Origin of the sequence: Lysinibacillus sphaericus (assembly GCF_006864135.1) — a bacterium.
Taxonomy (GTDB): Bacteria; Bacillota; Bacilli; order Bacillales_A; family Planococcaceae; genus Lysinibacillus.
Genome location: NZ_SADV01000018.1, coordinates 73,382 through 88,717, shown reverse-complemented (window position 1 = coordinate 88,717; position 15,336 = coordinate 73,382). Strand labels below are relative to the sequence as shown.

Below are 15,336 nucleotides of genomic sequence, written 5' to 3'. Positions count from 1 at the left end.
ATTAGTATGAAATGAAAGAGCATTTTTGTACATAGTTATTCAAGCAGGAATGTACATATTTAAATTAGCATTTATAGGGTGACCCTCCTGGTAAACTTACGACAGTTCTAAATGAAATAATTGGATGGGTTCCTTATACATTAAGTATTATATTATTTTCTATTGGTGCTTTGATTCTTATTTATGATTTATGGCAAACAAGACAAAGTGAAAGAAGTTAATTTTTATAGACAGATGTATTGATTAAATAAGGAACTCAATCTTCATAGTTTTGGTGAATAAGATTTTGTCAAACGAGAGCTTTCCTTGAAGATCATTGAGTTGCATTGGCAGCTCTTTTTTTCTTATTGAACTAATGGAGCAGAATAATTCAACAAAAATATGGTTTAATTTGGTAAAATATATATTTGGAGGGGAGGAATTTTATGAGTGTTGCAGCTATATATGATATTCATGGAAATCATTATGCTTTGGAAGCTGTTCTGAAAGAAATCGGTCAGACTAATATACAAAAGGTTGTAATTGGTGGTGATTTAGTTTGGGGTCCGCAACCAAGAGAAGTTATGGATACTTTAATGAAATATAAAGACAAATTCTTTTTTATAATGGGAAATGCGGACAGAGAAGTTGCGTTTCGTAATGGAGAAAAAAATGAATTACAGGATTTTGTAACAGAACTAAATAAATGGTGTGCAGAGCAATTAACAGATGAACAAATTGAATTTCTAAAAGACCTACCTAAAAGTCACAATTTGTATATTGATGGTTTAGGAGAAATATTATTTGTTCATGGCTCCCCTCGGAGTGACACAGAAGCGATTAGAATTGATACACCTGATGAAGAAGTGTTAGAAATGCTTCAAGATGTTAAAGAAAACATTATTGTTTGTGGACATACCCATATACAATTTAACCGTATAATTGGTAGCAAAAAAATAATTAATGCTGGTAGTGTTGGGCTACAAAGTCGAGCAAAAGGAGCTTGCTGGTTATTACTTGATAATGAAGTACATCTAAAAGTGACTAAATACAACTTTGAGAAAGCTGCTGAGGGAATTCTTCAAGGAGAATGTCCTTATAAAGAAGATTTTGCTGAACATATTTTAAATCCTCCCAATGTGGGACCTTAATATAAATTATTTATGTAACTTTTGTTCAGCTAACAGGTGCTTTTCTTGAAGATCATTGAGTTGCATATGCAGCTCTTTTTTCTTTATTGAACTAACGGTGCAGGTTAGTTTAAGAAGGGGACTTAATAAGTTAATAAAGAATAATTAAGAGGATAAACCAGAAAATGAGGTGTTTGATATGAGGTTTATAGATAGATGGGCAAATTCAGAAAAAGTTAAAATTCATTACCTTGAAAGTGCTGATTATAATACGTCTGTAACCCCTTTAGTTTATGTGCCAGGTGCTTTAAATTTTGCAGAACAATCAACTGATTTGTTGGGAAAATTATTATCAAGAAAATGTATAACGATGAGTCTAAGAGGCCGTGGAAATAGTGATGCCCCCAAAGTTGGATATTCTTTTGATGACCATGTTAAAGACCTACATGCTATAATATCAGATTGTAAAGTTAAGAATTATTGTTTAATGGCATATTCTATGGGTGTTCCATATGCGATTAAGTTTGCTTCGGAACAGACTGATATAAAAGGTTTGATTATCTGCGATTACCCTGCAAAATACCCTTACATACCTGAAACATGGTCAGATAGAATTCTTAATAGTGGTTATTTAAACGAAGACAGGAGACATGTTGTAACAGGTATCCAGAAAGAATCAAGACAAATTGACCTTTATAGTGAATTATCCTTGATTAAAGTACCTGTATAATTATTAAGGGTGGAACTGATGGTTCACTTTTGAAAGAAATGGAAGTTGAAAAATATAGGAATTACCTTAATGATGTGGACATAATTGAGATAGCTAGTTCGGGACATGAACTATGGGAGCCAGATTTAAATAAATATCTTCAAATAATTAATGAATTCTTAGAAAAATTGGATAGTTCTTGTTAAGCTAGGTCCTGCACCGTAGGGGTGTTTTTATGTTCGATAGAACTCTTTACTTAGGAATCCCCCACTTCTAAACGAAGTGAAAGTGGGGGTAGTTCAATCAATAATTCCAATTTCTAGAGCCTTGTGGACAGCTTCTTCCTTGTTACGCACTCCTAACTTTGAGTAAGCTGTTGAAGCATAGTTCCTGACCGTACCATTCGATAAATATAGCCTTGAAGCTATCGTATTGTATCGAAGTCCTTTTGCTACTAGCTGCAATATTTCTATCTCCCTAGCTGTTAGCTCATAAGCGGTTGCTTTTGATTGTGGTGTCTCTTTTTGCTCATCAAACTTCTCAAATATTTTGTGAGACATCCCCTGATCAATCAGTGTCCCACCTTTGTGAATAAGTCGGATCGTATTAGCTAGCTCCAACGTTTCAATAGATTTGAGTAAAAAACCATCCGCACCGTTGCGAAGCGATCCTAACGCCTGTTCGGTATCTTGAAACGTTGTAAAAATCAATACGCGGATATGTGGCCATTGCTGCTTAATCTTTTTGGTTGCTTCGATTCCATCCATGTGCTGCATATCTAAATCCATAAGTATAACGTGGGGTTGAAGGCGCCCACACAAATCGATGGCTTGATTGCCATCCTCAGCCAAACCGACTACATTTAAATCTTCATATCTATCGAGTAGTGTCCTCAAACTTTCTCGAACAAATGGCTGGTCGTCTACAATTAACAAACGAATAAGTCCATCTTTTATTTCAATTTGTCGCGGTATGGTACATGTAACAAGCATTCCTTCCTCTGGCTTTGTATATACAGACAATTGCCCCTGCAAATTCATTGCCCGTTCTTTCATCGCATTCATACCGAAGCCTTCCTGCCATTCTACATTTCCTTTTCCGTTATCTTGAACTTCTAACCTCGTATATTGTTGTTCAAACTGCAATGAAACTATAATTTCAGTCCCCTGACCATGACGTACTGCATTTGTAAGAGATTCTTGAAAGCAACGAATGAATGCGATCTTCGCTTGCTGAGACAGTTGATATTCCTCTCCGAATGTCCTAAAACTTACATTTACCTGAGCGTGCTCCTGAAATTCGGCTCCAAGATTTTGTAGAGATTGAATCAAGGAAGACGATTGACACGGAGAATCCATTTGATGTAGGTAACCTCTCACGTCTTCGATGCTTTTACGTCCCATTTCAAGCAAAGAATCTAGCCTCTGTATACCCATTTCAGTAGCAAGTTCGGTACGCAACGTTTCCATCCCCATAATAATAGAAGTATAAGCGTGACCAACTGTATCATGAAGCTCGCTCGACAGCCTGTTCCGTTCTTCTGCGAGTGTAATACGTTCAATCTGAGACATATATTGCTCAAGTACCGCGTTTTGTTTACGAATCGCTTCATTTTGCTTATGATTGACAATTAATAAATGGAAAGCGAAGCCCATTACATAAGCAAGTCCATGGTAGGTAACCATAATCCAATAGCTATTACTTGGCGCAACCGCATAGAAAATTCCAGTTGTTATAAAAACTGTTGTTGGAGCTGTCCAATAATAGGAAAGATGCTGACTATTCGCAGCAATTAGAAAAACCGATATAAGAAATGTAACGTTAGCTCCCGGAAATAAAGAAGTTAAATATATACACAGTCCCCCAAATAGCAGTATTTCTGTGAACAAGTAATATTTGTAATTGAACAATAAGGCTACCCATGGAATCGAGAAGGCAATAATTTCCCAAAGAATAATAATCCAAAGTGGCAATGTTAAATTATCCTGAAAATCGAATGTGGTTATGGCGATAGAGACACTAACAAGTATACGGACTCCTAACATAATCCAATCGTACCAAAACCAATACTTAACCATATCTAACAAGTCATTTACCCCCTAAATAGCCTACCTTTTTACTTCCTATATTATAAATTAATCCTTCATACATTGTTGTTGTACTTTTTAATTTCACACTGCAATTCTCTCATAGAAGGTAAACTTCTATTGATTTAGTTGCCGGATCATGCTACGTGTATAGCCCCCAATTTTCTTTGTCAAACGATCTACTATTCTACTACTTATGGCGATAAATACTATACCCATAGACATTACAAAGAGTGACTTGGCAAAAGTATCTATCTGTATGAATATAATATTCATTTCGATGTAGCGATACAGTAGCGGTGCGAACAGCAACATAAGTGGCATTATATAAAAAATGGTTGCACAAATGAGACTAAAAATGCCAATCACAAATTTCTGCATTAACCAATAGACAGCAGACCAATTGCGACGAGCGGTAAGCACTAATTTCACCTGAGTCCAGTTCGATGTATCTATTGTTATACTTCTATCATAAGAGTCTGTTGAAATATCTGTATAAATTTTCGTCTGTATGCGCTCGAATTGGATAAAAGGTGTAGTAGTCTGTAGTACGCGTATAACTAGTGGAATCCCAATTACCGAAAATGAAAGGGTGAAGCTAAATAGCAGAGCTATTAGATAAAAACAAAAATAAAACAATCCTGTAACGAAAGTTAGCAATAAAAAATAACCATTCTGGATGAATCTTGATTTCATAAAGTTCTCGCTCCTATCTATGTAATAACCGAATTGTACTGCTTTTTTTGTCATTCTCACTAGTGTAAAAGTGTCATATGACAATTCTAAATGATGCTAAAAAGGGGGGAGTAACCTACTTCTGGTTAAAAAAGATGCTTATATCAATCACCATAAAACAATCCCGTTCTTGCAGATGCAAGAAGGGATTGTTTTGTACTTTTATTGAATATGAGATGGACTTGTTTTTCGAATATGAAAAATAATATCAAATTGCTCAAGCAATGACTTATCAAAGTATGCCGATTCGTTCGGTAAGAGTCGTCCTCCTATACTTAGTAATGGCCTTTTTGTTTTAACCCATTTCTCTGCTGGTCCTTTAAGGTGACGGTTATCCAATAAAAACATTTTATAGGGTACTTTCCCAAGGGTATAATTGAAACTATTTACATCTTGTGGAATAGGATCCGTTATAATCTTATCTTGGGTGTCGTTGTATAAGGTGAAATTCCCCTCCGTGGTTGTACTGCCAATTGTGACATAATTATTGTCTAAACGTTCCTTCAAATACTGCCCTGCAACATAAGGGTATAATTTCTCATCGATAATTCCTTTAGCTATATGAATATTGTGTCCCCATACCATCGTTTTACCACCCAATGTCTCTTGTGCCCACATTGCATGATCGGCCAAGTATTGCTCATGTAGCTTTAACATACTTGGATAGTCGTTAGGAATTAGCATTGTGGTAAATTTCTCTATTGCACTTGCCGTTGCTTTCGCCCAGATGTAGTCGGGTGAAACTAATTCTGTTTTGGCTTGCCCATTTTCATCTTTTAATAATCGAGCTACTCTCTCAGCGTTTGCCTTGAACTTTTCTTTTATTTCAGGAGCAAGATCCATATATTTCTGTAAACCTCCATTAAAAGCGGACAATTCTTTATAATTTTCTTCTACTTCTGCCAGCAAATCTGGTCGATGCAGCCTTACATAATCAATTACTTTATTAAAGCAGCCTTGGTCCAACTCCTTTAAGTCGAGCCCAATAAATTGGATCTTTTTTTTATTGGATGGATCAGCATTATAATCTTTCATCCACTCAATCATGGCTATAATTTCATCAGTAGGATATAAATAATTTAAAAATTCCCTAGGGTTTCCTTTTCCTGTTTGGATATATTCATTTAGTTTTAAGCCGTTTCCCCAATCTTCTTCCATTGTGAAATTTGTAAAACCCATCTCAGTAACTAAATATTTCACAAGGCGAAACTTCATAGTGAAAATTTCAGAGCTTCCATGAGTATTCTCTCCTAATCCTACATATTGTGCGCTCCCAATCATTTTCTTAAGTGGTTTTAAATCCTCAAATGATTTTGACGGCTCTATCGTTTTTAATGGATAAGCCTGTGATTGTATTGATTTAACTATATTTTTTTGGATTGATTGGCCTGAATTTTCGACTGCTACTTTTTCGACTGCTACTGTTTGAGCCTTTCCTACTTCTCCACATCCTGTGACTAATAAAGCTGTACTAACCATTGCAATTATTCTTTTCTTATTCATTTTTTCCCACCTCAATTAAATTATTTGTAAAAGCAAGATTGATTCATGTACTTGCACGAATCAATTGCCTTAATTCAATTGTTATCTATCCCATATCATATTTTCTAGTTACATATTGTCATAAGGTTAATTGACACAGGTCATAGGCTAATCATTACACTTTTGTACTATCGGCTATGACAACTTATAAATAATAATTACATTGATGAGTCGCAAGTAAGACTAGATTATAAATTTGGGAGGGATTTTAAAGATGAATTAATCTGTATGCCAAAATATTTTTATTCTAAGTTGTGTCTGTGGAAATGACAGGAAGTAAATACGATAAACAAATGAATTAAAGGGGAAGGTCGGATTACAATGATATTACACGCAAAATCGTTCCACAATAAAGATAAAATCCAACGTGCTAAAATAGGACTTCAACTCTTTCTGAGTATTTTAATCATTACTTCTATCATCCTAAATGTAGTAGTAATAATTACGAAAAGTATGCCGCTTATTGTGGTATATATGTTTACCCCAGCATTTTCTTCTGTTTTGACTCGCATAATACTGAAAGAAGGGTTTAAAGATGTATCTTTTAGTCTCGGTAACTTAAAGATATGGAAGGGGATTGGTTTTGCTCTGCTAATCCCTATGATTATTTGTGGAATTACTTATTCTATCGCCTGGTTGAGCGGAATTGCGGGGTTTCAGAATCCCGAAGGTGGTATGTTAGAACCAATCTACAATATACTTGGGCTTCAGTATCTAACGGCCCCATTCAGTTTCATTTATCTAGTAGTATTGAGCGGCATTTTCGGAAGTTTGCTTAGCTTAATCCCTGTTTTGGGAGAAGAAATGGGTTGGCGAGGTTATATGCTCACAAGGCTAGTCGATGCAGAGTTTTCACGGCCCATCCTTATTAGTGGATTGATTTGGGCAACGTGGCATGTTCCAATAGTTATTGCTGGTCTATATGTAGAGGGACCATCTGTCCTTCTTTCAGTACTTGGCATCTATTTTTGTATTGTGCCATTCAGTTATATTACAGCCTATTTACGACTTATCACAGGTAGCATTTGGCCTTCGGTTATCATCCATACTACTTGGAATGCCATTATTCAAGGACCTTTCGCACGTGCAAGTACAGGATATCAAACTGAGATTTGGATTGGAGAATCTGGTTTGATAACCGCTATTATTATCTTAATTACTGCAATAATTACGTCTCGAATGGTAAATTTCACCAAATAGCATACGGATGTGTTTTAAATTCAATTAGTGAAATGTAACAAGGCGAAATAAGATGCTCCTAAAAATATTGGGAAAATATGGTTAACTTATTCATAAAGATCATAATTAGTCACATGTTATATACAAATATAATGGAGGTGTAATTATGAATATTCAAAGACATGAAAGTAATACAAATGAGATTCTTAAAAGGAAACTATGAAATCGCTATTGACTCGTCATCAGGGTATGGTAGCACTCATAGTCATGAATTTACATTTGAAAAGTAGTTTTCACTAATTCAGCAATCGGGCGTGATTGTTAAGAAGCGTATGAAGATTATTGAGTTGCATAGCAGCTCTTTTTTTTATTGAACTAAACCAGCTAATAGTTTGTCAATAATTTTCTATTAAAAGTTTAATATGCACGTGCTATACTAAAAAGTGCATGACAAATAACCCTCCTAAAGGTTGTTTTTGAAAGGTTTTGTTTGATTTAGTTTTACTTACTTATCAAGCTAAATCTTGGTACGTAGTTCTGTTTTTTAATAAGGCAAAAATCCAATGTAATAGTTTATTAACACAAGCTATTATCGCTACTTTAAAAGGTTTTCCTTCGTCACGTTTTTTATCATAGAATTCACGTAATTTCTTATTTCGAGGAATGATTTTATCGTCTGTTTTAGTTTTCCTACAATCTCGTATTGCACAACGAACAGCCATGAACAAGGCATGACGAAGTCTATTTGAACCTCGTTTTGTAATTCGATTCTTTGTCGCTGAAAACTTACCTGATTCGAAAACACTTGGGTCAACTCCAGCGAAAGCCACAAGCTTTTTAGGGTTGTTAAATCGATCTATTTCACCAATCTCAGAAATAATCGTTGCAGCGATCTTTTCACCGATACCTGGGATAGATTTGATAATACTATATTCTTCAATTTCTTTAGCGAGGGCATCTATTTCTGACTCTAACTTTGATAGGTGCTCTTTGTATTGAAGAATGATCTTTATATACATATCAAGACTTAAAATATGACTCTGGTAAACTGTTTTTTCAAAAGGATTACGAGCTGCAGCGGCTTTAAGCTGTATAGCTTTTTCATTTGCCCATCTAATGGATCTACTCTTACATAGTAATTTTGTCTGTAATGGATTCCTCACTTGCTTTAAAAATATCTTCTGAAGAAGGGAACTCTGAAAGAGTTAATAGTGAAACATTAGAATATAAATCTCCGAAAACCCCGTTATATTCAGGAAATACCTGTTCAAGGATTGCCTGAAATTGCAACTTAGTTTGAATCATTATGCCAGTTATATTTTCATGTTGTCTTGTAAGACTACGAAGATTTAATAACTGCACACCACGTTTTTTATATGGCTCTAACTCCTCTTTGTAGAACAATTCACAAAGAAGATAGGCATCAATGGCATCCGTTTTTACTTTTCTCAAACTCGATCCTCTTGCCTTATATGAAATCGGATTAATGATAATCAATAAATATCCTCGTTCTTCTAAATGATGTATGACGGGAGCACCATAATGTCCTGTAGCTTCTAAAATGATTGTAGGCTTCATACCAGCCTCGTTTTTTACATCCTCTAAGAATATGACAAGGTCATTTAGACCTTCTAAAGTATGCGTTACCTTATAACTTTTACGATACGGTTTGCCTTTATCTAAGAATGCCTGAACCTGGCTTTCTCCTTTTGAAATATCCAGACCAACGACTGGATTCATTCTTAATCTCCTCTTAGAATCATAGTTTGCCAGTTACCCCTAATCCTCCATGCAGTGTCATAGCTTCGCTTGTTATACGAGATCTAAGTCCCAACCAGCCTCAATCATGTTTCTGCAAGTAGGGGGCGAACGGTTTAGTTGACGGGGTCAAGCCCCACGAGCAGTTACGTTCTACCCTGGCTACTGCTATAATAAAACCAAATAAAAAATGATCAACCAGAAATATCTGGCTGACCTTATAATACGAACGAAGCAGGTTTGTTTAAGACAGGTAAGCTAAGGGTTAAATGTACGGATATCATAGACGGGCATTACTTCATTCAACATTTACATTTGATGATTAGAAATGGGAAGACAATACAGGAGAAAATCTGTCGGCAACAAATCGAAAACGACCTTTACAAAAAAACACTCTCGAAGGAGTGCTCACCGCTTTAGTTCAAAAAGGTAAAATCCATAGTCTGTGGAAACACCGGAATAACCCATTTGTCGGAGCATTGCGGTAATATTACCACGGTGATATGTACCGTGATTAACCACGTGCCTAACGAGATCTTTGTAATTAGCCCGCAACTCACCGAATTTAAGCGGATACTCAGATATTTCCTCTAAATCATCTTGGTGGTTCAAGATAAACTCTTCATATCGAGCCGCAATTTTAGCAAAATAAGCCTCAAAAGAGTTGAGCGTGGCATCTTTTACCTCTTCAAGTGAACTTGTCATCGCAGCATAGATGTCCTCAGGACTTTCATGGGACATTATGCTGAGCCAAGTATTATCCACAGAATAGATATGTGCTAATGCGTCGCCAATCGTAGGAAATACACTATTTAGTGGTTTACGGTACAGATCATCAGGAAGTTTCCTTAAATGTTCAAAAACTCTTTTATTAGCCCAAACATGGTAACGAAATAGTTCAAGCGTATCTTTCATTATAAACCTCCTAGATCCTGATGTTTTTTCCAATAGTATGTATGGTGTTCCATACATCGAAACGAATCCTTTAACTATTATGCACGATAAAATGGATCTTTCAACCATTATGCACGAACGTTTTTACGGATTTATAATACATTCACTTGTCTTTAATTTTACAGAGTTGCGATTCGTGTTTTTTTACAAGGAAAATGAGAGTTTTATGTAGAATATATACAGTATTAGGAAATATAAAGTTCTGTATCATAACGTGTAGTTGATTTCCATTCCGACCTGAGCGCTTGGTAGGTGCCGCTGCGCTTTCGGAGTCGCTTAGTCTTCTCTCCAATCAACTTAAATAGGGTATACGTTATAACAAATTACATCTCCTAATTTTCGCGTTGTGCTATATATTAATCCTATAATACATGGAGAGGTTACCAAATTTATAAAATATTCTCCTGTTCGGGTATTATAGAAAGGAAGAGATTAAAAGGAGCTTGTAATAATGAACATTAGTAATTTTTCTATTAAAAGGCCTGTTTTTACAATAGTTACGATGTTGTTAGTCATTATATTAGGTGGCGTTTCATTATTGAAAATACCTATTACGCTTATTCCAGAATTACGTCCACCTATAGGCATCGTTGTAACCAATTATCCTGGTGCAAGTCCAACAGAGGTTAATGAGAAAATAACGAAGCCCTTAGAAACAACACTCGCCACCTTACCAGGGATAAAAAAACTACAGTCTACCTCGCAAGAAGGGTCCAATTTAATTATACTCGAGTTTGATTGGTCAACTAATATTGATGATGCTCAGCTCGATATTTTACAACGCATCGATATGACCCCTTTACCGAATGATGCAGAGAAACCTAACTTTTTAAAATTTGATCCATCACAATTTCCTATAATACAACTTTCACTACGTGCGGAAAATGACAATATAGATGTACGTTTATTGGCGGAAGCCTTAGAAAAAGAACTCCGTCGAACAGCAGGTGTCGCAAGCGTCAATATTTCTGGTAAGCTGGTGGAAGAAGTTCAAATAACTTTAGATGAATCGGAGCTAGTTGAAAAAGGATTAACGCAAGCAGATATTATTCAAATTATTCAATCGAACAATGTTTCTCTTCCTGGTGAGCCGGTGTTAACGGCAGACGGAAAGATGTTAACGACACGTATTTTAAGCACTATAAATTCGCCTGAAAGCATTGCGGATTTAATCATTTCAGTAAATCCACTAGATGGTAAAGCATTAACAGTAGGAGAAGTAGCGACTGTTGAACGTGTGGAACAAAAATCCGTAACTACTACACGAGCAAATGAACATCCTGCGGTATTAATGTCTGTATTACAGGAATCGGGTGCTAATACAGCAGAGGTTTCAAAAGCTTTTAAAGAAGCTTTAAATGAATTATTAACAAAGAACCAATATCAAGGAATCGTTGCAGATGTACTAGTGGACCAAGGGTACTACGTGGACTTAGCCATTAGTAATATCGGATCTTCTTTACTTCTAGGTGGATTATTTGCAATGTTCGTATTGTTTGTCTTTCTACGTAGTGTGAAAAGCCCTATTATCATTGGCATTGCGATACCATATTCAGTGATTGTTACATTTGTTTTAATGTTTTTTGCAAATTTTTCACTCAATATTATGACGTTAGGGGCGTTAGCACTTGGCATCGGTATGTTGGTTGACAATGCCATCGTTGTTATTGAAAACATTGAACGACATTTAGGACTTGGCAAGAATCCGAAAACAGCAGCGAAAGAAGGGACAAAGGAAGTGGCACTTGCGATTACTGCTTCCACTCTAACAACTATTGCAGTATTCATTCCTGTAATGTTTATTGAAGGTTTAATAGGACAAATTTTCACAGAATTTGCATTAACTATTTCCTTTAGCTTAATTGCTTCTTTAGTCGTTGCGTTAACGGTTGTCCCAATGCTTGCAAGTCGTCTTTTAAAAATGAAATCTACGAATATTTACGAAAAACGTAATGAGTCATCTTTTTACAAGCGCTACAAAACATCAATTATTTGGGTATTGCGTCACCGTATGCTTGTACTAATGTCAGCAGTTGTCTGTTTTGGACTTGCGTTGTTTGGGCTTATGAAAATTGGTACTGAGTTTTTACCGCCAACGGATGAAGGGTTTGCTTCCATTAGTGTAAATCTAGAAAAAGGGGTAGCAGTATCAGAAACAGAAAAAGTTGTAGCGAAAATTGAAGAACGCCTAAAACAGGAGAAAGATGTTGACGTATATGTTAGCCTAATCGGTGGTACGCAACAGGCACAAGCACGGAGACAAACAAGTGCAAACCAAGCAGAACTATATGTAAAGCTTGTTCCTCTAGCAGATAGGAATCGTTCAATTTTTGAATTTGTAGAAGAGGTTGAGCGAGATTTGCATAAAGAGCTAGGTGAGGAAGTTGAAATCAACTTTAATGTCTCAACGACAACAGGATCGTCACCAAATACATTAACGTTTAGGTTAACAGACTCTGATGAGCAAAGACTTCAAAGCTCTGTTGATAAATTACAGCAGGAGCTATTAAAGGTAAAAGCCATCACAAAAGTATCTACGGATTTAGATATTACTGTAAAAGAAATTCAAGTCGAAGTAGACCGAGAAAAGGCGAAGGACTACGGATTTGTACCCGCACAAATTGCTCAAACGGTCAATCAAATGACGAAGGGTCAGCTAACTACGCAAATAATGGCAGAGGATGGTGCTGTATTGCCTGTTTATACAGGCTTTGGACAAGTGTTTAATGATAGTATCGAGTCATTAAAATCGATGCAGCTTCGTTCACCTGCAGGTTTATTTGTAAAGCTAGAGGACATTGCTACAGTTTCTGTCCAAGAGGGACCAGTATCGATAAGACGTTCTGATCAGGCGGCAGCGGTTGCATTTTTTGTCGAGTATGAAACGAAGGAATCGCTCGGAGGCATCTCAGCAAAAGTGGACAAAGTATTAGAAAAAGCGAAATTACCAACTGAAACTCAAGTTGTCTTTAGTGGAGATCGTGAGCTTTACGATAGTGCGATTAATGATATGCTTTTAGCCGTGGCATTAGCAATAGTCCTTGTATATATCGTAATGGCTGCTCAATTTGAATCATTCAAATATCCATTCGTTATCATGTTCACAGTACCATTAATGATTATTGGCGTTGCCATTGCAATGTTTGCTACGAACACGTTAGTTGGTTTGACATCTGTTATAGGCATCTTAGTGCTAGTTGGAATTGTCGTGAATAACGGGATTGTACTTGTTGATTACATTAATCAACAAAAAGCTAGGGGAATGGCGACGTATGATGCGATTTTACTGGCTACACAAGATCGACTTCGACCAATTTTAATGACTGCACTAACAACAATCTTAGGATTGCTACCACTTGCTCTTGGTATTGGTGAAGGGACAGAGATGAATCAACCGATGGGGATTGTAGTAATCGGAGGACTTGTGACATCAACTTTGTTGACATTATATATTGTACCGATTATTTATAGCTTAATGGATAAAGAAACTAGGAAGATGCGGTAAGTTCAGGGGGGATGAAAGATGGGGGTTCATTTTTTTACAGGTTTCCCAGGTTTTATTGCAAGTCAATTAATACGAGCGTTACTACGAAAAAAACAATCACAGGAAGTCATCGCTATTGTTTTAGCTGGTGAATTTGTAAAAGCAAATTTAGAAAGAGAAAAAATAGTAGCGGAGTTTCCAAACTGTTCTATTCGTATTTTAGAGGGAGATATTACATTACCGAATCTCGGTCTTGAAAATCAAGCAGTACAGGACATTGTACCTCAAATTGAGGTGCTCTGGCATCTAGCTGCTATTTATGATTTAGCGGTACCACGCGATCTAGCATGGAAGGTAAATGTGCATGGTACGACGATGGTCAATGATTTTGTTCGAACACTGCCGAACTTAAGACGCTATATGTATTTTAGTACAGCGTATGTAGCTGGAACACGTGAAGGTGTTTTGCGTGAAAATGAACTAATTCGCCCGCCCGCATTTAAGAATTATTATGAAGAAACAAAATATGAAGCTGAGCATCGAGTAGAAGATTTGAAATCAGAAATACCACTGACAATTATTCGACCTGGCATAGTACGTGGACATTCTGAAACAGGAGAAACGATTAAATTCGATGGGCCTTATTTCTTTTTAAATATGGTAGATAAGTTAAAGTGCCTTCCTTTTATCCCGTATATTGGACGATCAACTTCAACAATAAATGTGGTACCAGTGGATTATATTATAAATGCCTCGACTTATCTCGTTGATGAAAAATGTGCTGAAGGGAAAACTTTGCATCTAACGGACCCGAATCCTCATCCTGTGCAGGAAGTGTATCGTACGATGGTAAAATTATTAACTAATCATTATCCTAAAGGGCGATTACCGTTAATACTAGCAAGATCATCTTTACAAATACCACTTATTCGAAAATATCTAGGTGTTGAGCAAGAAACTCTAGACTACTTAGCTTGGAATGCTAAGTTCGATACATCAGAAGCAGTTACTATTTTGAAAAAGGGTAGTATTGCATGCCCCGATTTTATACTGACTATGCCTAGAATGATTGATTTTTATTTAGCGCATAAAGAAGATAAACGCTATCAAATTCAAATAAAGTGAAGCTTCAATTAGTGGACGGTGATAGAAATCGATGTTTACATTCAGTTCCATCTAGCAAACAAACAAGTTAAAGCCTCTGGCGGATGTCACGGAATCGAAAAGGAGTTCAATAGGAAGTTAGCCGTTATCGCATCCATGCGATAACGGCTAACTGACCTGCATCGGTGTTGCTAACGCTACGTTAGCACGGCGCTTTCGCACAAAAGACATCTGTTGCTGACGCTACGCTTTCACACAAAAAACATCTGCCGCTGACGCTACGCTTTCGCACAAAAGACATCTGTTGCTGACGCTACGCTTTCGCACAAAAGACATCTGTTGCTGACGCTACGCTTTCGCACAAAAGACATCTGTTGCTGACGCTACGCTTTCGCACAAAAGACATCTGTTGCTGACGCTACGCTTTCGCACAAAAGACATCTGTTGCTGACGCTACGCTTTCGCACAAAAGACATCTGTTGCTGACGCTACGCTTTCGCACAAAAGACATCTGTTGCTGACGCTACGCTTTCGCACAAAAAACATCTGTTGCTGACGCTACGCTTTCGCACAAAAAACATCTGTTGCTGACGCTACGCTTTCACACAAAAAACATCTGCCGCTGACGCTACGCTTTCGCACAAAAGACATCTGTTGCTGACGCTACGCTTTCGC

The 15,336-nt window shown here is 36.7% G+C and carries 9 protein-coding genes and 1 pseudogene; 5 read left to right on the top strand and 5 right to left on the bottom strand.

The features are described from left to right. Positions 1–425 precede the first annotated feature (425 nt). Both C7Y47_RS17985 and C7Y47_RS17980 read left to right on the top strand, forming a co-directional pair. Positions 426–1,130, top strand: a complete 705-nt coding sequence (locus C7Y47_RS17985; protein ID WP_132357825.1) for a metallophosphoesterase family protein — start codon at positions 426–428, stop codon at positions 1,128–1,130. A gap of 178 nt (positions 1,131–1,308) precedes the next feature. Next, positions 1,309–1,839 carry an alpha/beta fold hydrolase gene (locus C7Y47_RS17980; protein ID WP_142510008.1) on the top strand — a complete coding sequence of 177 codons (531 nt, stop codon included), beginning with the start codon at positions 1,309–1,311 and terminating at the stop codon, positions 1,837–1,839. Positions 1,840–2,117: 278 nt separating this feature from the next. Here C7Y47_RS17980 and C7Y47_RS17975 read toward each other — a convergent pair whose 3' ends face one another. The 3 genes from C7Y47_RS17975 to C7Y47_RS17965 form a co-directional block, all read right to left on the bottom strand. Then, the gene (locus C7Y47_RS17975) at positions 2,118–3,905 is read right to left on the bottom strand and encodes a helix-turn-helix transcriptional regulator (protein ID WP_142510007.1); all 1,788 of its coding nucleotides are present in this window, start codon (positions 3,903–3,905) and stop codon (positions 2,118–2,120) included. Between the two features lie 117 nt (positions 3,906–4,022). Next, on the bottom strand, positions 4,023–4,601 hold the full coding sequence (locus C7Y47_RS17970; RefSeq protein WP_142510006.1) for a sensor domain-containing protein: 579 nt from the start codon (positions 4,599–4,601) through the stop codon (positions 4,023–4,025). 201 nt (positions 4,602–4,802) lie between these two features. Next, the gene (locus tag C7Y47_RS17965) at positions 4,803–6,143 is read right to left on the bottom strand and encodes an erythromycin esterase family protein (protein WP_142510005.1); all 1,341 of its coding nucleotides are present in this window, start codon (positions 6,141–6,143) and stop codon (positions 4,803–4,805) included. Between the two features lie 360 nt (positions 6,144–6,503). On the opposite strand from C7Y47_RS17965, the gene C7Y47_RS17960 reads away from it, so the two are divergent. Then, the gene (locus C7Y47_RS17960) at positions 6,504–7,382 is read left to right on the top strand and encodes a CPBP family intramembrane glutamic endopeptidase (protein WP_142510004.1); all 879 of its coding nucleotides are present in this window, start codon (positions 6,504–6,506) and stop codon (positions 7,380–7,382) included. Positions 7,383–7,873: 491 nt separating this feature from the next. Here the strand turns inward: C7Y47_RS17960 and C7Y47_RS17955 are convergent. Further along, positions 7,874–9,101, bottom strand: a pseudogene (locus tag C7Y47_RS17955) (IS110 family transposase). Positions 9,102–9,527: 426 nt separating this feature from the next. Further along, positions 9,528–10,034 (bottom strand): DinB family protein, encoded by a 507-nt coding sequence (locus C7Y47_RS17950; RefSeq protein ID WP_255505243.1) that lies wholly within the window; start codon positions 10,032–10,034, stop codon positions 9,528–9,530. 490 nt (positions 10,035–10,524) lie between these two features. Here C7Y47_RS17950 and C7Y47_RS17945 point away from each other — a divergent pair, with 490 nt between their 5' ends. Together C7Y47_RS17945 and C7Y47_RS17940 are read left to right on the top strand one after the other, a co-directional pair. Continuing rightward, complete coding sequence (locus C7Y47_RS17945) at positions 10,525–13,578, top strand: efflux RND transporter permease subunit (RefSeq protein WP_142510003.1); 3,054 nt, start codon at positions 10,525–10,527, stop codon at positions 13,576–13,578. An 18-nt stretch (positions 13,579–13,596) separates the two neighbouring features. After that, a complete protein-coding gene (locus tag C7Y47_RS17940) occupies positions 13,597–14,682 on the top strand; it encodes an SDR family oxidoreductase (RefSeq protein WP_142510002.1) in 1,086 nt (361 codons plus the stop codon). Positions 14,683–15,336: the final 654 nt, after the last annotated feature.